The sequence below is a fragment of the Arthrobacter sp. SO5 genome, assembly GCF_020532805.1.
Taxonomy (GTDB): domain Bacteria; phylum Actinomycetota; class Actinomycetes; order Actinomycetales; family Micrococcaceae; genus Arthrobacter.
The window spans coordinates 67,260-88,051 of record NZ_MQTQ01000061.1; the positions used below are offsets into that span (position 1 = coordinate 67,260).

20 protein-coding genes are annotated in these 20,792 nt (G+C 63.1%); 12 read left to right on the forward strand and 8 right to left on the reverse strand.

The window, feature by feature from the left end; genetic code table 11:
* From BJG92_RS11560 to BJG92_RS11570, 3 genes are read left to right on the forward strand one after another with little or no spacing between them, the layout of a single operon-like run.
* Complete coding sequence (locus BJG92_RS11560) at positions 1 to 1,626, forward strand: hypothetical protein (protein WP_232084151.1); 1,626 nt, start codon at positions 1 to 3, stop codon at positions 1,624 to 1,626.
* The gene (locus BJG92_RS11565; protein ID WP_232084152.1) at positions 1,613 to 2,494 is read left to right on the forward strand and encodes a hypothetical protein; all 882 of its coding nucleotides are present in this window, start codon (positions 1,613 to 1,615) and stop codon (positions 2,492 to 2,494) included. The genes BJG92_RS11560 and BJG92_RS11565 overlap by 14 nt, the downstream gene beginning before the upstream one ends.
* A complete protein-coding gene (locus tag BJG92_RS11570) occupies positions 2,494 to 3,345 on the forward strand; it encodes a hypothetical protein (protein WP_232084153.1) in 852 nt (283 codons plus the stop codon). Before BJG92_RS11565 ends, BJG92_RS11570 begins: the two co-directional genes overlap by 1 nt.
* A gap of 55 nt (positions 3,346 to 3,400) precedes the next feature.
* Here BJG92_RS11570 and BJG92_RS11575 read toward each other — a convergent pair whose 3' ends face one another.
* Complete coding sequence (locus tag BJG92_RS11575; protein WP_232084154.1) at positions 3,401 to 4,855, reverse strand: DNA cytosine methyltransferase; 1,455 nt, start codon at positions 4,853 to 4,855, stop codon at positions 3,401 to 3,403.
* Positions 4,856 to 5,131: 276 nt separating this feature from the next.
* Here BJG92_RS11575 and BJG92_RS11580 point away from each other — a divergent pair, with 276 nt between their 5' ends.
* Positions 5,132 to 5,854, forward strand: coding sequence for an HNH endonuclease (locus BJG92_RS11580; RefSeq protein WP_232084155.1), 723 nt, complete (start codon positions 5,132 to 5,134; stop codon positions 5,852 to 5,854).
* A gap of 104 nt (positions 5,855 to 5,958) precedes the next feature.
* Here the strand turns inward: BJG92_RS11580 and BJG92_RS11585 are convergent, their stop codons facing one another.
* Positions 5,959 to 7,569, reverse strand: coding sequence for a hypothetical protein (locus BJG92_RS11585; protein WP_232084156.1), 1,611 nt, complete (start codon positions 7,567 to 7,569; stop codon positions 5,959 to 5,961).
* 634 nt (positions 7,570 to 8,203) lie between these two features.
* On the opposite strand from BJG92_RS11585, the gene BJG92_RS11590 reads away from it, so the two are divergent.
* The gene (locus tag BJG92_RS11590; RefSeq protein WP_232084157.1) at positions 8,204 to 8,566 is read left to right on the forward strand and encodes a hypothetical protein; all 363 of its coding nucleotides are present in this window, start codon (positions 8,204 to 8,206) and stop codon (positions 8,564 to 8,566) included.
* Positions 8,567 to 8,751: 185 nt separating this feature from the next.
* Here BJG92_RS11590 and BJG92_RS11595 read toward each other — a convergent pair whose 3' ends face one another.
* On the reverse strand, positions 8,752 to 9,276 hold the full coding sequence (locus BJG92_RS11595; RefSeq protein ID WP_232084158.1) for a GNAT family N-acetyltransferase: 525 nt from the start codon (positions 9,274 to 9,276) through the stop codon (positions 8,752 to 8,754).
* A gap of 186 nt (positions 9,277 to 9,462) precedes the next feature.
* On the opposite strand from BJG92_RS11595, the gene BJG92_RS11600 reads away from it, so the two are divergent.
* Complete coding sequence (locus tag BJG92_RS11600) at positions 9,463 to 9,789, forward strand: GYD domain-containing protein (protein WP_232084159.1); 327 nt, start codon at positions 9,463 to 9,465, stop codon at positions 9,787 to 9,789.
* A 201-nt stretch (positions 9,790 to 9,990) separates the two neighbouring features.
* Here BJG92_RS11600 and BJG92_RS11605 read toward each other — a convergent pair whose 3' ends face one another.
* The gene (locus BJG92_RS11605) at positions 9,991 to 10,704 is read right to left on the reverse strand and encodes a hypothetical protein (protein WP_232084160.1); all 714 of its coding nucleotides are present in this window, start codon (positions 10,702 to 10,704) and stop codon (positions 9,991 to 9,993) included.
* Positions 10,705 to 11,213: 509 nt separating this feature from the next.
* Here BJG92_RS11605 and BJG92_RS11610 point away from each other — a divergent pair.
* On the forward strand, positions 11,214 to 12,062 hold the full coding sequence (locus BJG92_RS11610; protein WP_232084161.1) for a triacylglycerol lipase: 849 nt from the start codon (positions 11,214 to 11,216) through the stop codon (positions 12,060 to 12,062).
* Positions 12,063 to 12,137: 75 nt separating this feature from the next.
* Here BJG92_RS11610 and BJG92_RS11615 read toward each other — a convergent pair whose 3' ends face one another.
* The 3 genes from BJG92_RS11615 to BJG92_RS11625 form a co-directional block, all read right to left on the reverse strand.
* Positions 12,138 to 12,548 carry a TfoX/Sxy family protein gene (locus tag BJG92_RS11615; RefSeq protein ID WP_232084162.1) on the reverse strand — a complete coding sequence of 137 codons (411 nt, stop codon included), beginning with the start codon at positions 12,546 to 12,548 and terminating at the stop codon, positions 12,138 to 12,140.
* Positions 12,549 to 12,619: 71 nt separating this feature from the next.
* Entirely contained in the window at positions 12,620 to 14,209 is a 1,590-nt protein-coding gene (locus tag BJG92_RS11620; protein WP_232084163.1) for an alkaline phosphatase, read from the reverse strand.
* Positions 14,210 to 14,316: 107 nt separating this feature from the next.
* Positions 14,317 to 15,339, reverse strand: coding sequence for a DUF808 domain-containing protein (locus tag BJG92_RS11625; protein WP_232084164.1), 1,023 nt, complete (start codon positions 15,337 to 15,339; stop codon positions 14,317 to 14,319).
* 264 nt (positions 15,340 to 15,603) lie between these two features.
* Here BJG92_RS11625 and BJG92_RS11630 point away from each other — a divergent pair, with 264 nt between their 5' ends.
* Positions 15,604 to 16,728, forward strand: coding sequence for an acyltransferase (locus tag BJG92_RS11630; RefSeq protein ID WP_232084165.1), 1,125 nt, complete (start codon positions 15,604 to 15,606; stop codon positions 16,726 to 16,728).
* Here BJG92_RS11630 and BJG92_RS11635 read toward each other — a convergent pair.
* Positions 16,722 to 17,141, reverse strand: coding sequence for a heme-binding protein (locus BJG92_RS11635; RefSeq protein WP_232084166.1), 420 nt, complete (start codon positions 17,139 to 17,141; stop codon positions 16,722 to 16,724). The genes BJG92_RS11630 and BJG92_RS11635 overlap by 7 nt on opposite strands.
* A 162-nt stretch (positions 17,142 to 17,303) precedes the next feature.
* On the opposite strand from BJG92_RS11635, the gene BJG92_RS11640 reads away from it, so the two are divergent.
* The 4 genes from BJG92_RS11640 (at position 17,304) to dhaK (ending at position 20,726) form a co-directional block, all read left to right on the forward strand.
* A complete protein-coding gene (locus BJG92_RS11640; protein WP_232084167.1) occupies positions 17,304 to 18,167 on the forward strand; it encodes a class II fructose-bisphosphate aldolase in 864 nt (287 codons plus the stop codon).
* Positions 18,167 to 19,009: an HAD-IA family hydrolase gene (locus BJG92_RS11645; protein ID WP_232084168.1), complete on the forward strand. Its 843-nt coding sequence runs from the start codon at positions 18,167 to 18,169 to the stop codon at positions 19,007 to 19,009. The genes BJG92_RS11640 and BJG92_RS11645 overlap by 1 nt, the downstream gene beginning before the upstream one ends.
* Entirely contained in the window at positions 19,006 to 19,644 is a 639-nt protein-coding gene (gene dhaL / locus BJG92_RS11650; protein WP_232084169.1) for a dihydroxyacetone kinase subunit DhaL, read from the forward strand. The genes BJG92_RS11645 and dhaL overlap by 4 nt, the downstream gene beginning before the upstream one ends.
* A gap of 86 nt (positions 19,645 to 19,730) precedes the next feature.
* Positions 19,731 to 20,726 (forward strand): dihydroxyacetone kinase subunit DhaK, encoded by a 996-nt coding sequence (gene dhaK, locus BJG92_RS11655; RefSeq protein ID WP_232084170.1) that lies wholly within the window; start codon positions 19,731 to 19,733, stop codon positions 20,724 to 20,726.
* Positions 20,727 to 20,792 lie beyond the last annotated feature (66 nt).

Below are 20,792 nucleotides of genomic sequence, written 5' to 3' on the forward strand. Positions count from 1 at the left end.
TTGACTCACGAGGTTTTTGCTCAACTGCCGCCGCATTGCAAATCGTCGGATCTGAACAAGCATATTTTCGATCATCGCATGCGCGTTCTCGTGATTTCCGATACGGGGACACGCGGCTTGGGCGGCCCCATTCGGGCCGATGTATCCGGCAAATCGGGTGAACGGCGGGATTTCGTCGATTTTGTTCGGAATCTCGGTCGCTCCACGGCCAAGGGCCTGGAAGGCGGAACATACGGACTTGGCAAAGGGGTCTTGTACAGGGCAAGCCAGATCGGCCTATGCCTTATCTACTCGCAGGCACGCGACCACGGGCTGATTGAGCCCCGCATCATCGGAGTGTCCGGTGGCGACGGTGACTACGACGATGGTGACAGCCGCTATACGGGGCGAAACTGGTGGGGTGTACCCGGGACGGGCGGGATCGTAGATCCGCTTACCGGTTCAGCTGCTCGCGAGCTAGCCGTACGTCTGGGCATGCGTGTTCCGTCGGAGGACGATACTGGTACGAGCATCATGGTTGTGGCACCGGATTTCGCAGGAGTCACGAACGGCCGTGAACGAGTGGCAGCGATTGCGGATGCCGCCATGAAGTGGGCATGGCCGCACGCCATAGATACCGGAAGCGGGCCAAACATCCAGTTTGGATTCAGCGCGGACAGTCTCTCAATTCCCGGGCCGCAGCCGCTGAACCATCCGGTTTACCGCGAGTTTGCTACGGCGTACATTGAGGGCCGAAAGCGGATCATGGATCCTAATTATGAGAGCGATTGGCAGACGACTTACACCCCAATCCGCAGCAAACGACCAAATCGAGGCCTGGGACTTCTTACACATCGTGTCAGTCAAAATCCGGTAGCCACGGGATCCGAACTTGAAAACGCTGTTGCCCTCCTGCGGGACCCGCGAATGGTTGTAAAGTACCTCCCTGTATCGGCCCAGCCGAACGGGGTGCCGGTCTTTGGGGTGTTCATTTCGGCGCCTGAAATGAACGAAGCGTTCGCCAAATCAGAACCGGTGACTCATGACGACTGGGTGTATCAGCAAGCCGTCGCGGCAAAAAATTCTCCGAATCCTGTCAGGATTGCACTGGACAGAATCCGGGAAACCTTCCGGGAGCTTTCGATCCAGGGCGCCAAAGCCGGCAACGGAGTGGCCTCCAGGGGCGCCTCTCGGGTGGCAGCCGCTCTCGGTGGACTGCTGTCTGGATTTTCTGGCACGGGTGCCGAGAACCAGCCCCTAGCAGAGCCGAGCAACCCGGGGACGAAACGACCAAGGAAGGCCGCGGTACGTCAAGTCGCCCAAGCGTCCCTCGACCTCCAGGACGGGGAAGTCGTTGCGAAATACAGGTTTGCCCTGACCGGTGGACGGCCAGGAAACTCGCTGGCTGTCCGCGTTGTGGCCCGTGTCGTGACTGAGTCCGGTGGAAATGAAGCGGCAAGCCCTATGAACGCTGAGCTACCACGCTTCGCCGGTTGGATGTCCGGGACCGGTTCGCTGTCCTCACAGGAAGTTTTGACTGTTCCAGTGCCTTGCGACGACGAGTTCACAGCAGTGTTTACTCAGCCGGCAGACGCTGCCATCCGCGTCACGGCCACGGTAGAGGAGCTCGAATTTGCAGGCAATTAGCTTAGGGCACCTGACACTGCCGATCGAGGATGTCTCCACCCTTACGTGGGAGATTTCCCTTGGGGACACCCCTCTCGCCGATGGAGAAATGCTTGCTCAGGACTGGACATACTACGATGACATCTACGTCAAATGTTCCATCGAACTGGACCTTGATACTAGCCTGCGGCGCCTTAGGCTTCCCCCAGATGCGCGCCTTGGCGCCGTCATTGTCGCGCGGTCCTCGGGCACCCCGGTCATCCTGACATCTGATGTTCGCGTTGTGCGCAGCGGGCGTCAGCAAATCTACTTGACCGTTCCGGCAAGTCAGGTTTCCGGCGCTCTACTTCTTGAGTTCCACATTTCACTCCTCGACGGGGGCCGTACTCCAGAAAGCCCCTTTGCGCCAACGAAACTTGGAAACACAGTCTTTCGGGTCGATCGAAAAGTTCTCTTGGAGGGCATTGCACCACGGCTTCCGATGCTGCCGGTCAGTTTTGCTGACCACGGCATTGCCGCTTCGGGCGGTTCAATGTGGTGGCTCCGCCTGACAACCCATGATCTGGCTGCCAGCGCCTCGGCCGCTATTTGGTTGTGGATGAATGTCGACAACCCGTCCATTCTTGCGATGCTGGAGGACTCGGAATCGCCGGAAGCGGAGGCATGGCTGAGGTTTCTTGAGGTGGACTTCATGCGTCAGCTCCTGCGTGAAGCGCTCAGCAATGACGAACTGAGCCTTCAGGTTCCATACCCGGAGGAATCGCTCGGGTACGTCCTAAGCAGTGTGGTCAAGCTGTTGAGCGCGTCTTCGGACCAGCTTCAGCAACGCTACCGTGAGGATCCAGGTCGGGTTGAAGCAGAACTACAAGCAAAGATTGGTGGAAGGTAATGGCGGAGCTGGAAGCCTTGCTGTGCTACCCCCGCACGCCCCTGTATGAAGCCTCTCTGGCGTGGGAACTGCTAAGAACGCAAAGTCTGTCCGAGATCGGTGCGTCACTCGATCTGAAGAGTATCCTGGCCCAGTACTACCCTCTAGCCCGGCAGCGCGCAGGTTCAGAAGAGCTGACGATTCTCAGGTCAAAGATTCTTGGAATTGCCGAGGAATTCGGCTTTCCATCAGCGGTAAGCAGCAAAGTCCTCGTAGAATTCGACCGCAGTGTTGGGCCTGAGATTCATGCCCAGATGACCATCATGCCGGCGGACGCGTCATCGATTGACGTATGGAATTTCATTAATACGGCAGTAGTGCCTGACGTGGTCCTCTGGCGGTATGGACGGTTCAATGCACAAGCCAAGAAGTGGTCTATCTCCGAGGATCGATTGTTCGACATGACAAGGACGACAATTGGTCGACTATGGTGGCGGGTCCACCTTTTGGGTCCCGAACTTGCGGGAAAGTTGGGGGAAGATGAGGTAGTCAACCTGCTGGAGAAGCCGCGCATTGGAGGCTACCCGCTCCTCTCCCGTGCCATGGGGGCTGGCTTGTTGGCGTTTGCCTCGGAATCAAACACCGGACGGCGCATGGAACTATTCCGAGACGCCACGAAACGACTGCTTCGCAAGATGGCGGTCCAATCCGTGTTTGTGATGACTCCTGGGCAGATAGACGAGTTCGTCACCGCACTGTTCTTGGAATCCGCGACCGCGTTGGGTATCCCATTGCCGGAGGCCCCCACGGCGACGCCCAGTACGGCCGATTTTCAGGCAAGTAGATTTGCGGCCAATTGGCCGATGTTCTGAGCAGACGCCCGCACCCCATTATCAGCAACAGCTAGTTCAAAGCGCTGACAGACGTTCACTTCTTGATGAACCCAAGCATGTCGGCAACAAGATCACCGATCTGCTTAGACAGCAGCGGGGGCACCGCATTTCCAACCTGGTGGAATTGCTGAGTCCTGGGCCCTTCAAAGAAGTAGTTGTCGGGGAAGGATTGGAGGCGCGCTGCCTCGCGTACGGTGAAGCTGCGCGTCTGTGCCGGGTCGGGGTGGATGTAGTAGTGCCCGTCTTTGGAAATGTGTGAAACCACAGTGGTGGCCGGAGCGTCCCAAATCTGCACTCTGAAGCGGTCAGTAAAGGGAGTGCCCACCTTGCCGACATTGCTGTGCTCGGGATGGAGGGACGTCGGCAGATCAGTGTACTTCGGACTCTTGCCCAAGCGCTCTGCTAGTTCTGCCATCACTCGATATCGTGCTAGGTCCGAAACCATGTGAGCACGGGGGAGATGCTGTATCGGTGCGCTGAGCCGATCCTCATGGATCCACGCCTCATATGTATCCACCGCAAGGGTCCCGGCTTTTACAGGCTCAGGCTTGGTCCCGACGTCGATCTTTCGCATCTCGTCCAGGGCCTCGCTCTGCACAGCCTGCCAGTCCAGATCGATCTTCGGCCTTCGCTTGGAAGTCTCCGCACGCACGCTCGGCATCGTCTGGACTGCGGCCCGAACTGTGACCGCCCCATCAGCTTTGTTTAGAACTCGACGAGGAACGGTGGTTGCGACATCGGTCCGAACGCCGAGCAGGATCACGCGGTGCCGCTTCTGCGGGACACCGTGTTCCTCGGATCGAATAATGAAGTCCGACGGGTCCAAGTCCCGCGGTTCAGCATCGACGACCAAAGAACGGATTTCGTAGCTCGCGCCGCCGGGGAGACGCTTGAGGTCACCCAGGATCGTTTGGAACATGCTGCTGTCGCCATTTTTCGACGACAGCAGCCCTTTAACGTTCTCCATGACAAAAATCGTTGGCTTGAACTTGCCTAGGATGTGGAGATACTCGCGGTAGAGGAAATGCTTGTGGTCTGACGCGAAGGATTCATCTCCAGTCCTGCGGGACCTCCCAGCCAGGGAATACGCTTGGCACGGCGGACCGCCGATGAGCGCCCAATGTCCTCGCTCTTCCTCCGGCCCGAGCTGCCGTTCGATGAAGTCATCCACCTGGGGGCGGTTGTTCTCGCCGAGCTCGACTTGGTAGACGTGGGTCTTCGCCGCTAGATAGGCCTCTTTGAAAGCTCCGGTGAGAACGGACTGCCACGTCTTCTTGCCTTGGATGTAGTCGAAGTAGGGTTGCAGATCGCCTCCGGATCGTACGAGCTCCCGATATGTTGCTCGCAACCTGAGCGTCTGGCAGGCGAGGCTGTCCATCTCGAACGACGCCAAAGTCTTGAAGACGAAGCCACCCTCTTCGTCTCTGACACTGGAGAATCCTTCGTTCAAGCCTCCGGGCCCGGCGAAGAGATCAATAATTGGAAACACATGCACCCCTTGATATCCGACACTCCAGGATACCAGGTTGGACAGACAATCTGACTACGCACGGACGTCGAGGCAGTCAATCGTGTGCGGACGGTCTCACAAATGCTGCCACACGGAAGAATGATGCCAAGCTCGTTCCTGTGCCGCACTCTCTGCAGAGGCACGTCAGCGTGATAGTTCCTGCTTCAACCGACGTTCGCCGTCCTCCGGGCGCAGGGCTTGCGTGTCTTGACACCCACGGCGTGTGGATCTCGATCCGTCCGCTACGCTCGTCGCATGGCTGTGGACTGGGTGCGTGACGAGATCCTGTTAGTGTGTGAACTTTTGCAGAGGAACGCTTGGAAGGTTCCCTATCGGGGTGATCCATTGTTGGAGGAATTGTCGGAGTTGCTGAAAGCGAGTCCACTGCACGCTTACGAATCGCGTGATTCCAATTTCCGCAGTTCAGACTCGGTCAGAAGGAAGGCTTGGGACCTCGTCACACAGCTGCCCACTTATCAAGGTAAACCGACCAAAGGGAATCGGTTGGATCGAATTGTCCTAGAGCAATTCCGGAGAAACCCCACGGAGACTCTGGCCATAGTTGAAGAAATCAAAGAGGAAGTGCTGCGACATGGCGGACGTTTGCAACGGCCAGTGGCTGAAGATGTGGATTACGAAGGGGCGGAAGGAAAACTGCTCTATTCTCGCCATCGAAGACGTGAACGAGATCCAAAACTGAGGAACAATAAGATCGCCGCTACCTCAAGAGCTGGGCTACCGATCGCATGCGAGGTCTGTTCGTTTGATTTCGGCGCTGTATACGGCATTCGAGGCCGTGACTTCATAGAAGTTCACCATGTTCTGCCTTTGTATGTTTCGGGAGAGACAAAGACGAAGCTATCCGACCTGGCGCTGCTCTGTTCCAACTGTCACCGAATGATTCATCGCGGCAGCCCTTGGCTCACGCCACATGACCTTTCGGCTCTCGTAAAGCAGACGAGCTCTTCGGTGTTCTAAGTCATCGCATGGAGGACTTGTCAGGCCCTATGCCCGGCGAGACACATCGCGACCGCCAATCACGAGCGCTCTACCGCTTTTGCAGGATAGAGAACTTTCATAGGTCAGGAGCGACTCCGCTCGGTTGCCCCCAGCTCTCTCAAGATTGTCACTGTCGGCATGAACCCAATGTCACCGACCTCGTAGCCGCCGCGTGTGTGGGCGCTCACCGAGACTGTCTTCGGTGCGTTCCGGGAAGTGCCCGGCGCGCGACGCATGAAGGGGCGAACTTCATGGGCGCTTCTGCCACCGTGGTTCGAGAAGAACCCCTCCTGGAGGCCGGCCGTGGCAAATCCGTTCTCGATGACCACAGGAATCAACCAACCGCTGTGCGGTTTGTAGGTGAGCGTGCGGTGAAGTGCGGCTGCCCGAGTGTCGAGGTAGTTCCGTCCTCGCGGTTCATCGGACACGGTCGCGGTCCGGCGGATTTTGATGCCCTCCCGAAGCTTGAAAGCGGCCTCGGCCATGAATTGGGCGTCTTCTCGGTCCATATCGGTCAGCTTCACATGGCGCGATACGGTCATCAGCCGTCCGCGCAGTGGGACATACTGGCCGAGGCGCATTCCCCGGACCCAATCAGACATGGCCCCGAAAGTGACGACCGCCAGTTGGGTTCCATCCTGCTCGACAAGCCAAAAGATGAACCTGCTCTTTCCCGCATCCGTGAGAACTCCGGTGTACATGGGGCGAAGATCCATGAGCGCCCTGGCCATGGACGCTGGCGAGGCGTTCCGACTGTTCTTTCGCGCTGCCGAGCGAATGGTATTGCTGACCTCGTGGTAGGCGAATAGGCCGAACTTCCCGCTGCAGACGAGGCGCACCAGACTACGCAAGGGCCGATCCGTCATCCTAGACGTATCGGTGTTCACTGGCGCGGAGCGGACGATCCGTTCGTCCAGCTCCAGCGCTGCTTCTAGTTCGCCGAAGAACACGGCATGGTCCTTGGGAGCGAAACCGCGCAGCGTCACCTCAAGGGCTTCGATCGCTGCGGATCCTTTGCCAATCGCCGTCGGCAGAGGATCAACTTGTGCGGCCAATTTGATCTCTCGTGGGGACGGAATCTCAGGGTTGAGTTCGGCCGCCACAGATCGCATCGCTTGCGCGCGCTGAATAGCCACGGCGAAGTCGGGCTTCGGCGGTTTGATCGCCCCGGTAAATTGGAGTGAATTGCCGGACCGAGATGTCGCTACATGGTTCGAGTTAGCGGGTCGCTGAGCCGGCCGAACCGCGGGGTTGTTTGAAACCACATCCGTATTACTCGGATGCCGCTGTTCTTTGGACGCCCGTGCAATTTGCTCCATCCACTTCCGGTGGTCCAATATTTGTGGCCAAACGAGCCCTGGCAACGCTTTCACGGCACGACGTTTCGGGAGGAAGCCGCGTTGCACCAAATCCGCGGCAAAGCGGTGCTCTAAGGAATCGTAGGCTCGCAAGGTGATCCTTCCGTCGGGCGAAGGCCTGTAGTTATCCGGATCGGCCAGCGTAGGCCGCTTGCTTGAATCTGGCTTGTTCGTTGGCTCCGCGTTCTGCTTGGGAGCCGACGACGCGAACTCCCGAAGTTGCTCGGCTTCCACCTCGAACAACATGAACAGGTCGCGGGTGCCTCGAACAGGGATGCCGGCCCGCCGTGCCTCGAGAGCTAGGACATGGATGTCGACTTTCAGTTCACTCGCCAAGTCGCCCAAACGAACTGACGGGCGCGCGGAGGTGGAATTTGCCGATTCCCACTTCAGCCGCACAGCTTCCGCTTCTCCAATTGTCAGGAGGGAACTGGCTGTCTTCCGTGTATATCCGAGCTGACGAAGGATGCTCAGGACGTCGGTAACTTGGGAGTCTACTATTTGCGCAACTTCGGGGACAGGTATCACAGCACGGTCGAAGACCGGCGTCGGCGGTCGGGATGCGACAGGCTTTTCCGTTGAACGAATGGCGGGCACGCGGGATGGAGAGGCGGATCCGGTTGACCCCTTAACCGATTCCAGTAACGCCAATTGTTCTTCGGACCAAATGCTCATGCTTCCCCAACCCGCCTCTTTGCAGTTACGGCCCTAGGTTACCTAGGAGGTCGGACAATATTGCATTTTGCGCTCGCCCCCGGCGCTAGTTCGCAGCTCTACCCAGATCCGTCCTTCCCCAAATACCGTCCTGGTGCCCCAACTCGCCTAAGATCGACTTGCCGGCTCCTAGCCGGTTCTCTATTGCCTGACTGCCACTGGGGGCCTCTGTGTCGACGACTTTTGATCAGCTTCTTGATTCGTACCGGGATCTTGCGGATTCGGAACGGATGAAGGGCAGCTACTTTGAGCAGCTGTGAGTGGAACTAATGGCAACCAGGCGGTGAAAGTGACCCGGGAAAAGAACGGTTTCATACGCACTGTTGCAGGCGGAGACGGGTTCATCCTGACCTTTACGAACGTGATAACAGGCAAGTCCATCACCGTGCCCACGAACGGGTCCGTGACGCACACCTTGGCGCCGAAGCCCCCCGCCACCGGAACGACGACGTTCACCCTGACGGGTCAAAACGTGTTCATTTTCTTCCCGTCAGATACGGGCGGTGCCCGCACCATTCTCTACACGGGAAAGGCTGTGATCACGAACGACGCGAACGGAAAATCTACCTTCCAAAGCGCTTCAGGGAAGCAAAGGAATCTGTGCGACGCCCTGCGCTAGCCCGTTCAACGACTCTGCACGCCTGAAGTCGAGGATGACAGGCAGGTATAAGGCATCTTGCTCCGAAGCTGTTGCCTCCTCGGAGCGATAGGGGTTGCAGGCTGCCGCCGCGCTGGTGGCAGCCGTTGCCCGTGTACGTGATGGAGGTGCAGACCAGTTCTGAGCAGACCACCGGGGGACGCCGTTCAGGATCTTCCCGGCCCTGACTCGAGCGGGAGTTCCATGACCACCCGAGGCCACGCATCGAGGCCGTGATCGCCTTCGGCCAGCACAGTCCGGCGTATCCCATCTGTCCAGAGGGTTTCGGGGACAGACACGAAGCCCAGCCGCTGGTAGTAGGGCGCATTCCACGGAACGTCGCGAAAAGTCGTCAAAGTGAGGCGTGCCAGACCGTTGGCCTGGGCCCACTCCGCCGCATGCCCGATGAGGGACCGGCCGATGCCCTGCCGCGCATGCTTTGGGTGGACGGTGACCTGCTCGATGTGGGCGTTCCCGTCCATGCGGTCGACCAGAATGTAGCCGGCCGGGGTACCCTCCGCGTCGGCGGCTACCCAGCACCGCCCGGAGCGTTGGTATACCGCCAACTCTTCCAGCGTCGGTGGTGCATCATCCGCGATTGCCGCCATGCCCAAGGCCCGGAACGCCTCGCCGGCCGCGGCTTCGATAGCCCGCAGGCGCGGAAGGTCGTCGATTCTTGCAGTTCTGATCACGGGACCAGTATGGACTTTCCCGCGGGCCTCCGCGCTCGCTGTGGCCTTCGACCCTTGTGGCAGACGCTCCGGCCGGAGCACGATGAGGAGAACGAGCCTGGACAGCGGGATGAATACGACAGTGACCCTCGCTCACGGGATAGTGGCAGTGATTCCAGGTATGACTCGGATCGAAAGGACAAGACAATGCCGCTCTATCTGTCAAAGTTCAGCTACACGCCGGAGACGTGGGCACGGCTGATCAGCAACCCCGAGGACCGCAGAAAGGCCGCACAGACCTACATCGAATCGGTCGGCGGGAAACTCCACGGCTTCTGGTACGCCTTCGGCGCCCACGACGGCTACAACTTGTGGGAAGCTCCGGACAACGTGTCCATGGCCGCGGTTGCACTGGCGATCAGCGGAGGCGGAGCACTGAGCTCGCTCGAAACGACGGTGCTCTTGAGCGTCGAGGAAACGATGGAAGCCCTGGCCAAGGCAGACGAGATTCAGTACCACCCGCCCGGCAGCTGACACTTCCGGCGATCAACAACGCGATCCCCACATCAGCCGCCGTCGCCAACGCAGAACGTCCTGCTCACCCCAGCCCCCTGAGCAGTTGCCTGGCCTGACAGCCGTCACCCGGTGCACATCGGAGACGGCGGGGCCAGCCACCGCTGGTGACCGGCCCCGCCGTCGTACTGGGGGATGCGATGCCGAAAGTCCCCGGAACCCCTACCGGCGTTCCAGGACGCCGCAGGCCGCGGGATCGGTGGCTTCGGCGGGGAGGTTCGGGTTGAGCTCGCTGGCGCCGACGGTACCGAGGTCGTAGATGCCGTTGCCGTTGTAGTCGAGGCCGTGGATCACCAGGACGCCCTCGCCGTCCCGGATGGACTCGGCAATGTCTTTCGCCGTTCCGGTGCCGCCGTTGCCGGGGTAGCCGGTGCCGGCGACGTCGGTGAATTTGATGTTTTTGCGCTTGTAGTCATAGCTGCCGTCCTTGGCAACAGGGAAGCGGTCCACGGCGAGAAAGCTTGCCGGGGTGGTGTCGCCCGTGGTGTTCAGGGACACGACCACCGGGCCGTACGCGGGGATGCCTTCCACCGTGGTCAGCCGTCCGTCGCCGTTGCGGTCCAGGGCCAAGGTGGGGCATTCGTTCAGGGCCTGCTGGCCATAGTGGATGTGCTGGGCGTGGGGTGCGTCGGGGGTCAGGCCGTTGGCGTGCACTTCGATCTGCTTGATCATCTTGTTGCCGACGACGGCCTTGGCGGTGCCGGAGGCGCCGGAACCATTGAGCTGGGTGAGGGTGGCGGTGAGAGTGACGTTCTTGTCACTGCCCTTGGTGTCGTTTTTCTCGGTGTGGGCCTGGGCCGGCAGAGCCGCGAAGGTTGTGGCGGCAAGTAAGATAACAGCTGAGCCCCCAAGGGCCATGACAGAATTTCGCTTCACAATGTACTCCTCTATTGATGGCCAGTGAGGAGATCCCGCTGGCTCAAGTGATTCGTATCACACGCCGCGGCGGATAGGTGCGGGGTTGCAGGTTTTCCGAAGGTCTCGGCAATAGCAGCAGCGAAGGCTGCCCCGCAGGGTGAAGGGGCGGGTGAACGCAAGCGGTGCTGTCCAATGGTTCGAGGTCACCGGCCAGCAACCGCGTCCTCTTTCATGGCCGGCCCCCGCTGCGCCGGTTGTGAACGTTTGTGCAGACGCTCCGGCTGTCCACTTGCCAGGCTCCGTGAGGAACTAGCTACTGACCAGTAGCTATGCGTGAAAGAGCGTGTTTCGCCTCGTGGTGAAGAGGCGCCTCCGGGCACCGCTTTTTATGTGCACATTCGTGCAGTCCACTCCTAGGGGCTTCCAGGCTGCCTAGCATCTAAGGACCGCGGCAACGACTCGCTTGGCACGACGAACAAGCTGCCGCGGCTGGTTCCACCCGCTGACACACGAACGAAGAGGTTTCTATGTCACTGCTTACCCGAACCCTGTCAATCGCCGCGGCCGCCGTCCTTGCCGGTTCCCTTACCGCGGCCACAGCCCAGGCGGGCACCCTTGACGTTGCCCCGCCGGGCGCCAACGACTGGTCCTGCAAGCCCTCCGCCGCCCACCCCTACCCCGTCATCCTGGTGCCGGGGACCTTCGAAAGCATGGCGAAGAACTGGTCCACCCTGTCGCCCTACCTGAAGAGCGCCGGGTACTGCGTGTTCGCCCTCAACTACGGCGAGACCAACGGCGTCTACGCCACCGCGCCGGTGACCAAATCGGCGAAGGAACTTGCCCCGTTCGTGGACGCGGTACGTGCTTCTACCGGCGCCAAGAAGGTGGATCTGGTGGGCCACAGCCAGGGCGGCATGATGCCCCGCTACTACATGGGCTTCCTGGGCGGAGCCAAGTATGTCCATCACCTGGTGGGCATCGCACCCTCCAACCACGGCACGAAAGGCCTGATTGTCCCGCCGCCGGACTTCCTGCCGCCGCCGAACTACACCGCCTTGAACTGTGCTTCCTGCGCCGACCAGCAGGCAGGATCGGCATTCATGCAGAAGCTGAACTCCATCGGCGACACCGTTGCCGGACCGTCCTACACCGTCATCTCCACGGTCAACGACGAGGTGGTCATTCCCTACAACAGCCAGTTCCTCAACGGCCCGGCCCGGCAGGTCACCAACCTCACCATCCAGGACAAGTGCCCGGCCGATCCCATCGAACACGACCAGACGCCGAACGACCCCGTGGTGCACCAGATCGTGGCCCACGCACTCGGAAAGGCCTCCGGCCCCGCCGATCCGGCCTACCAGCCCAGCTGCATTTAGTCGGCTTCAGCGCCCCGGACAACGGCCGGCAGACTGCGACGGCGGGACCCACCATTCGGCGGGGGGAGGGCTTGGCTACTTCTTCTCGGCCTGCGCCTTCGGAGCTTTTTGGGGTTTACCGGCTTTGGGCTCTTTCGGCGGCAGCGCGGCCACGTGCTCGAACGCCTTTTCCACCCAGGACCGCGCCCGCGCCTGATCGCCCTCGCCGCCGCCGTCGGCAGTCCACTCGTCCGGCAGCCCGGTGTAGCCGCCCATCGGGCGCTCGGCCGGACCGAACGGCACGGTCCGTTCGGTGCTTTCGAGCAGCTCTTTATCCGCGCCGCCGAGCTTCACACCGATGGCGGGGCCGAACAGGCCGGCGAACATGTTGCCGTTCACGAACGCCCCCAGGTTCCCGAACATCGGCTTGATGACCACGTCAGGACGGTCCGGCATCACCGCACGGAAGTGCTCCTTGTCGGCGTAGGACGCTTTCGGCATTTCCATGGGGTGCCTCCGGGAACTGCTGGTCAACGGACGGGTGCTCCTGCAGGATATGCCCGCGGGGGCAACGGCTGCTACCCCCGCGCCTGCAGCCCCGGCACCCCGTCGCGGATCGCAAAGGACGCCTTCGTACTCACCGGGGATCCCGGCGTCGTGACGTAGTCCAGCGTCCGGAAGTCAGCGGTCATCGCGTCCTTGGTAATGCGGGTGTTCACGTAGCCGCGGTTGTCGTTGTAGAACTTCAGGTGCGGGTTCCAGGCCATCACCGGATCCGTGGTGGAGCCTGAGCCGTTACCGGTGGACGTGATGGACGTGCACACCAGTTCCGAGCCCACCACGGGGGAGGCCGGATCCTTGTAATCCACCTTGACGTCGTTGGCCCAGTTGCGGTGCACGTCGCCGGTCAGGACCACGGCGTTGCGCACGTTCGCGTCCACCCAGCCCTGCGTGATGCGGCGGCGCGAGGCGGCGTAACCGTCCCACCCGTCCATGGAAACGTCGTCGATCTCCGGCGCCTGATTCCGGTCCCGCTCGGCGAAAAACACCTGCTGGCCCAGAATGTCCCAGCGCTGGGTGGATTTCCGGAAGCCCTCCAGCAGCCACTTCTCCTGCTCCGCGCCGGTGATGGTGCGGTCCTCCGCGAGCCGCTCGGCCACGTTCTTCTTCCAGCCGTCCCCGGCGAGCTGGTCATCGCGGTACTGCCGGGTATCCATCATGTGGAAATTGGCCAGCTGGCCCCACTGGACGGTGCGGTAGATCTTCATGTCGAACCCTGACGGCACGGACGAGGCCCGCAGTGGCATGTTTTCGTAGTACGCCTGGAACGCTGCGGCGCGGCGCTGCCGGAAATGCTCGGCGGTGTCGTTCAGCTGGGCCGCATCGGTGTTTTCCGGGATCTCGTCCGCCCAGTTGTTGTCCACCTCGTGGTCATCCCACACCACGAGCCACGGCGCGATCGCGTGCGCTGCCTGCAGGTCGGCGTCGGCCTTGTACTGTGCGTGGCGCTGCCGGTAGCCGGCCAGGCTGGTGGTCTCCGGGCCCTCGTGGTCGCGGGGGTTGCCGCCGCCGATCACGTAGCTGTCCTTTTTGTACTCGTACAGGTAGTCGCCCAGGTGCAGCACCAGATCCGGGTGGTCCTGCGCGAGCCGGCTGTAGGCGGCGAAGTAGCCGTGCTCGTACTGCGCGCAGCTGGCGAACGCCATGGCCAGCGCGGCCGGCGTCTCGTACAGTGCCGGGCTGGTGAGCGTGCGGCCCACCGCGCTGAGGTGCCGGCCGGTGCGGAACCGGTAGAAGTATTCACGTCCCGGCCGGAGGCCACGCAGTTCCACGTGCACCGAGTGCGCGGTTTCGCTCCGGGCGTGCTCGACGCCGCGGGCCACCACCGTGCGCATGCCGGCGTCCTCAGCCACCTCCCACGCCACCGCCACCTGGCGGGACGGCATCCCGCCCAGGCCGTCGCCGGCGATCGGGTCCACCGCCAGCCGGGTCCAGATCACGAAGCCGTCCGGCCACGGCTCGCCGGAGGCGATGCCGAGCTGGAACGGATCGGTGCGGAGACCGGCGTCGTCCGCGGTGGAAACGGCGACAGCGGCACCCGGCCAGGCGGCGACGAGACCCGCCCCAAGGCCGGCGGAAAGAACGGATCTGCGTGAGATGTTGTCCATGCCTCCACGCTATTCACCGCGGGTTGACTGGTTCTGAGAAGGATATGAATGCGCAGTTAACTGCGTGACAAGAATCGTCGGGCCGGTGCGGGGTTGCCGGGATTAGCCTAGGCGGAATCGGCGTTACGTTTCGCCGGCCGATAGCCGGCGATTTCGGCACGGACGTCGCCCTCCTCGTGCCCACCCTCCTTTTTGCCGAACGGCAGCACTTTCAGCAGCGGGTGCACGATAGCCATAACCAGGAGACCCCAGGCGAGTCCGAGGACGGCCGAGCACAGGGTGTTCACGAGCCAGCCCAGGAAGCCGCCCACCACCGGGATCCCGGCGACAGGTGCCTCGAGGACATGGACCAGGTCATACGGCATCTTCCAACCGAGGTCGTAGGCCCCCTGCAGCATGATGTGACCACCCACCCACAGCATGGCGATCGTCCCGATCAATGTGATCGCGGCCAGCACGGCGGGCATCCCCTTGACGAGCAGCGCGCCGAAGCGCTGGGAGCCTGCAGCGTCCTTGGTCATCAGGTGCAGGCCGATGTCGTCCATCTTGACGATGAGCGCGACGGCCCCGTACACGAGCACCGTGATCAGGACCGCCACGATGACAAGGATGAGCGCCCGGACCCACAAGGACTCACCGGCCACCTCATTCATCGAGATGACCATGATCTCGCAGGACAGGATGAAGTCGGTGGTGATGGCGCCCTTGGTGACCTTGGCCTCCGCCTCCGGTCCCCGGTCGACCGCCGGCGCCTCTTCATTGGCCTCGTGGTGGCCGCGGAGTTTGTGCCAGACCTTTTCGGCACCCTCGTAGCAGAGGTAGGTGCCGCCCGCCATGAGGATGAACGGGATGACCCCCGGGATGAAGGCGCTGATGAGCAGCAGCGCCGGCAGGATGATCAGCAGCTTGTTCCGGAGCGAGCCCCAGAAGATCCGCTTGATCATCGGCAGTTCGCGGGACGGGTCCGCCCCGGACACGTACTGCGGAGTGACGGCGGCGTCGTCGATCACCACACCGGCGGCCTTGGCTCCCGCCTTCGCCGCCCCGGCAGCGACGTCGTCCACCGACGCGGCCGCGATCCGGGCCAGGGCTGCGATGTCATCCAGCAGGGCGACGAGACCCCCGCTCACAGAGCGCCCCCGCGCTGCTCGACGGCGGACTGCGGGGCATGGAGGGCTCGGTCGAGGAGCGAGATTCGCATGCACCGATTATACGGTGGGCGCAGGCCGTCGGACCGGCAGTGCGGACGGCGTCGCCACGACAACCGACCAGACCCCTGAACAAACGCTTGGTGACGACTGGGGGCGCCGCACCCTCGCGACAAAGGCGTAATGTAACGAACTGGTAACATGGAGCGAATGCGGTATCAGTCTGGTCAATCAAGAGTCACCCAATTGGATGGCCTCCGGGGCATTGCTGCCCTGGTGGTGGTTGCCTGCCACGTCCTCTCCACCCTCCCGGGAATCGGGAGCGTGGTGGAAGGCGACCGCTCCGCGGGTCTCAGCACAGCGGGGGAGTGGACTGTCTTCTCCCCGCTGCACGTCCTCTGGAATGGCACTCCGGCGGTGCATCTCTTTTTTGTGCTGTCCGGCTTCGTGCTGGTGCTTCCGTTCACCACACCGGGTAGCGGGAGCTGGGCGCAGTACTACGCCAAACGCTTCCTCCGCCTCTACTTACCGGCCTGGGCATCCCTGGTGGTCGCCGTCGCGCTGATTACCCTCATTCCCCGCACGGCGTCGCCGCTGCAGAGCCCGTGGGCGGACATGTACGTGATCGACCCCAGCGTGGGCCAGGTCCTCAAGGACGCTTCCCTGATGCTGAACGCGAGCACCATCAACATTCCGCTGTGGTCCCTCAAATGGGAGGTCGCGTTCTCCCTCCTGTTCCCCGCCTACGTCTTTCTCGCCGTCCGCTGGCGGCGCCTCTGGTTCCTGAAAATCGGCGTCGCACTGCTGCTGGCCGTGGTGGGAGCCGTGCAGGACCTGGAATGGCTGTCCTATCTCCCGATCTTCCTTATCGGTGCCGTCCTCGGCGTCGAGCGCGAGCGGATCGGTGAGCTGATTCGATCCCTGCCCCGCTTTGTCTGGCTCCTCGTGGCCGCGGCGGGTTTGTTCCTGGCCAACGCGGAATGGATCAGCCCTGACAAGCCGATCACCGGTGTCCGCGCCGTCGTCACCGCGGGCGCCGTCCTGCTGGTTCTGCTGTTTGTGTACTGCCAGTCGGCCAAGCGGCTCGGGGACACCGGCGTCGCGCAATGGCTGGGACGGGTGTCCTTCAGCCTCTACCTGGTGCATCTGCCGATCATCCTGGCCGGCGTCACCTTGCTGCGGTCCGTCTCGCTTCCCCTGGCGCTCGCGGTCTCCGTCGCCGCCTCGTTCGCGGCGGCCGGGCTGTTCCACCGCTACGTGGAGCAGCCCGCCCAGCGGCTCTCGATAGCTGCGGGACGCGCCGTGGGGCGCCGGATACGCCGCGACGCCGGCGACGCCCGCGCGGCACCCGTCGGGGCCAGCCCTCAGTAAGCCCCCGCTCCGGCCTCGGCAACCTCCTGGTCCTGCTCAATCGTTCCGGTGGACACCCCAACAGCCCCCATAATCCGCCCGTCCCGCACCAGCGGAATCCCGCCGGGGAAGACCACCAGGCGTCCGCCGTGGGCGTCGCTCAGGCCGTGGATCGGGCCGTGTGGGCGCGTCACTTCCTGCAAATCCCCCGTTTCGCACTGGAACGCGATCGACGTGTAGGCCTTGTTAATCGCGATGGTGATGGAGCCGATGTTCGCGCCGTCCATCCGGGCGTGCGCCTTGAGGTTGCCGCCGGCGTCCACCACGGCGATGTCCATCGGCTGCCCGATCTCCTCGGCCTTCTTCGCGGCGGCGTCGATGACGTGCTGCGCTTCTTCGAGGGTGATGGTTTCCAGTACGGTTCCGTCGGCCATGGCTCTGATCCTTTTCGCTGGGGGATAGTGGGCCAACTCAAGCACGGGACCCGGCACGGCCAACAGGTGGGGATGACCCCCAAGTCCACATAGGGGTTTCCCCCCTACCCGATGCCGCGAAGCTCCCCTAGCGTGGAAGGCAGCCAACCTAGGAGGTTCCCCATGGGTGTTGTGCCCCTGAAGGACATCGTCGATCCCGCCTTCCATGCCCGCTACGGTGTGCCGGCTATCAACATTTTCAACGACCTGAGCATGGAAGCGGTCCTCGCCGCGGCCGAGGAGGCGAACTCCCCGGTCATCCTGCAGACCTCGGTCAAGACGGTCCGCAGCATCGGCTCCCGCCAGCTGTTCGACATGTGGCAGTCCTTGACCCGCGGCATTGAAGTCCCCGTCACCCTGCACCTGGACCACTGCCCGGACCGGGACGTGGTCACTGAATGCCTCAAGGCCGGCTGGAACTCCGTACTCTTTGACGCCTCCAACCTGCCCGTGGCGGAAAACCAGCGCCAGACCATCCAAGTGGTGGCCGAGGCCCGCCAGTACGGCGCCCAGGTGGAAGGCGAGATCGAGGCGATCACCGGCGTCGAGGACGACCACGGCTCCGACGACGTCGCCCAGCAGCAGAGCCTGGAGACGGCGCTGAACTTCATCGACGCCACCGGCATCGACGTCTTTGCCCCCTCGATCGGCAACGCGCACGGCTCCTACAAGGCCGCGCCCGTGCTCGACGTCGGCCGGGTCACCGAAATCGTGGAGGCCCGTAACATCCCCATCGCCCTGCACGGCGGGTCCGGGCTGAGCCCGGAGCAGTTCGCGGACCTGATCGCCCGGGGCTGCGCAAAGGTCAACATCTCCACCGCGCTCAAGGAAACCTACATGCAGTCCTCCCTGGCGTTCCTCAAGCAGGCCGAACAGAAGAACAAGTGGGACCCGCCGTCGCTGTTCAAGCACACCCGCGCGGACATCCTGACCATGGTCACCGAGCTGACCCACCAGTTCGGCAGCGCCGGGAAGGGCGGCCGCTGATGCCGGCGCTGATCTTCGACTGCGACGGCGTCCTCGCCGACACCGAACAGCACGGCCACCTGCCGGCCTTCAACCGGACCTTCGCCGACTTCAACGTCCCCGTGCGGTGGAGCGTTGACGAGTACGCGGAAAAGGTCAAGGTCGGCGGCGGCAAGGAGCGGATGCGCAGCATCATCACCCCCGACATCGCCGAGAGCCTGGGCCTGGCGGACGACGCCGCCATCGACGCGGCCGTCCTGGCCTGGCACCAGCGCAAAACCGCCATCTACAAGGAGCTCGTGGAATCCGGTGTGATGCCCGCACGGCCCGGCATCGCCCGGATTTCCCAGGAAGCGCACGACGCCGGGTGGACCCTTGCGGTGGCCTCCACTTCGGCGGAACCCGCCGTCCGCGCCGTCCTCACCCACGCCGTCGGCGATGGACTCGCCGCGCACTTCGCCGTGTTCGCCGGCGACATCGTCCCGCACAAGAAGCCGGCCCCGGACATCTACATGCTTGCGCTCAGGGAGCTGAAGCTGGACCCTGAGGATGCGGTGGTGGTCGAGGACAGCTCCAACGGCCTGCGCGCCGCCCTCGGCGCCGGCCTGCGCACCCTGGTGACTGTCAGCGGCTACACCCGCGCGGAGGACTTCGCCGGGGCCGCCCTCGTGGTCAGCTCGCTCGGCGACCCCGCCGGTGCCGGCGGACCCGGCGAGAGAGCTGACGTGCTGGCCAACCCGGCCGGCGTCGACGTCCACGGCGCGGTCACGCTCGCGACGCTGCAGGCGATCCTGGCCCGGCCCCGGCCGGGCACCGGCGGCGCAAATCCACCAGCCCCTTCGACCCCGACGGAGACCCCATGACCGCCACCGACCTCGCCGACGTCGAGTACGTCGTCCACAGCCTCGCGCAGACCGCCGTCGACCAGGAAAAGGAGTTCGGCGACCTGGACGCGGTGGTCGGCGACGGTGACCTGGGCTACTCCCTGGCGCGCGGCTTCGAAAAGGTCCTGCATGACTGGGATTCCTTCAAGCGTGACGACGTCGCCACGTTCCTGCAGCAGATCGCCCTGGCGATCTCGTCCCGGATCGGCGGCACCTCCGGCCCGCTGTGGGGGACCGCGTTCCTGCGCGCCTCCGCCGCCGCCAAGACCGTGGACGCGATCGACGGCGCCGCCGCCGTCGCCATGCTGCGTGCCGCGGCCGAGGGCATCATGGCACGAGGCGGCGCGAGCCTGGGGGACAAGACCCTGCTGGATGCGCTGGTCCCGGCCACCGACGAACTGGAACGCCAGCTCGCCGCCGGCTCCGGGCCCGCCGAATGCCGGGCAGCGTTCGCCAAAACCGTCCGCGAATGCGCGGACGCCACCAGCACGCTGCAGGCCAGGCGCGGCCGGGCCAGCTACAGCGGGGAACGCAGCATCGGCTCCCCGGACGCCGGCGCCGTCGCGATCGCCATCATCATCGAACGCATCACCGAGGGCTGGGACCGGCGCTAGGCCCTTTCCGTCTCTGTCCTTTATCACCCTGTCCTTTATCACCCTGACCTTTATCATCCTGACCAGCACAACGACGTGGAGATCTCATGAAAAAGTTCCTCAATGACCCCAAGCAGTTCGTCCCCGAGATGCTCGAAGGCCTGGCCCTCGCCAACCCCGACACCCTCAAGTACGTCCCCGAATACAACCTGATCATGCGCGCCGACGGGCCGGACCAGAACAAGGTGTCGATCGTCCAGGGTTCCGGCTCTGGCCACGAACCCGCGCACGTCATGATTGTGGGCAAGGGCATGCTCGACGCCGCCTGCCCGGGCGACGTCTTCGCCGCCCCGCCCTTCGATTACGTCTACGAGACTACGAAGATGATGGCCTCACCCAAGGGCGTCCTGCTGCTGGTGAACAACTACACCGGCGATAAAATGGTCTTCGACATGGCCCAGGAGATGTCCTCCGCCGAGGGCATCCAGGTCAAGACCCTCTTCATCAACGACGACGTCTCCGTGGAGGACTCCACCTACACGATCGGCCGCCGCGGGGTGGCCGGGAATTTCTTCGTCATCAAGGCCGTCGCTGCCGCCGCCGAGCGCGGCGCAGACCTGGACGAGGTCATCCGGATCGGCGAGAAGGTCAACTCCGTGACCCGCAGCATGGGCGTCGCACTGACCGCCTGCACCCCGCCGGCCAAGGGCAGCCCGCTGTTCGAGCTCGGCCCTGACGAGATCGAGATCGGCGTCGGCATCCACGGGGAGCCGGGCCGCCGCCGCGCCAAGATGATGACCGCGAATGAGATCGTCGAGGAGATGCTGACCCCGATCGTCCGGGACCTGCCGTTCGGCGACGGGGACCGGGTGGCGCTCATGGTCAACGGCCTCGGCGGCACGCCCATCAGTGAGCTGTACCTGCTCTACGGCCAGGCCCACAAGCGCCTCGCCGAGCAGGGCATCAGCGTCGGCCGCAGCTACGTCGGCGAGTACTGCACCTCCCTGGACATGGCCGGCGCATCCATCACCCTGGTCAAGCTCGACGACGAAATCGAGTCGCTGCTCATGGACCCGGCCGAGATCCCGATCCGGGTGTTCTAGGCAGTCCACCGGGAGACCCCGGAAGTTCAGCACGACGGCGGGGCCGGTCACCTTTCGGTGGCCGGC

Bases quoted from the DNA above. Each gene is read 5' to 3' on its own strand.
- BJG92_RS11570 (WP_232084153.1), top strand. From the start codon at position 2,494: ATGGCGGAGCTGGAAGCCTTGCTGTGCTACCCCCGCACGCCCCTGTAT.
- BJG92_RS11580 (WP_232084155.1), top strand. From the start codon at position 5,132: ATGGCTGTGGACTGGGTGCGTGACGAGATCCTGTTAGTGTGTGAACTT.
- BJG92_RS11600 (WP_232084159.1), top strand. From the start codon at position 9,463: ATGCCGCTCTATCTGTCAAAGTTCAGCTACACGCCGGAGACGTGGGCA.
- BJG92_RS11610 (WP_232084161.1), top strand. From the start codon at position 11,214: ATGTCACTGCTTACCCGAACCCTGTCAATCGCCGCGGCCGCCGTCCTT.
- BJG92_RS11615 (WP_232084162.1), bottom strand. From the start codon at position 12,548: ATGGAAATGCCGAAAGCGTCCTACGCCGACAAGGAGCACTTCCGTGCG.
- BJG92_RS11620 (WP_232084163.1), bottom strand. From the start codon at position 14,209: ATGGACAACATCTCACGCAGATCCGTTCTTTCCGCCGGCCTTGGGGCG.
- BJG92_RS11635 (WP_232084166.1), bottom strand. From the start codon at position 17,141: ATGGCCGACGGAACCGTACTGGAAACCATCACCCTCGAAGAAGCGCAG.
- BJG92_RS11640 (WP_232084167.1), top strand. From the start codon at position 17,304: ATGGGTGTTGTGCCCCTGAAGGACATCGTCGATCCCGCCTTCCATGCC.
- BJG92_RS11645 (WP_232084168.1), top strand. From the start codon at position 18,167: ATGCCGGCGCTGATCTTCGACTGCGACGGCGTCCTCGCCGACACCGAA.
- dhaL (WP_232084169.1), top strand. From the start codon at position 19,006: ATGACCGCCACCGACCTCGCCGACGTCGAGTACGTCGTCCACAGCCTC.
- dhaK (WP_232084170.1), top strand. From the start codon at position 19,731: ATGAAAAAGTTCCTCAATGACCCCAAGCAGTTCGTCCCCGAGATGCTC.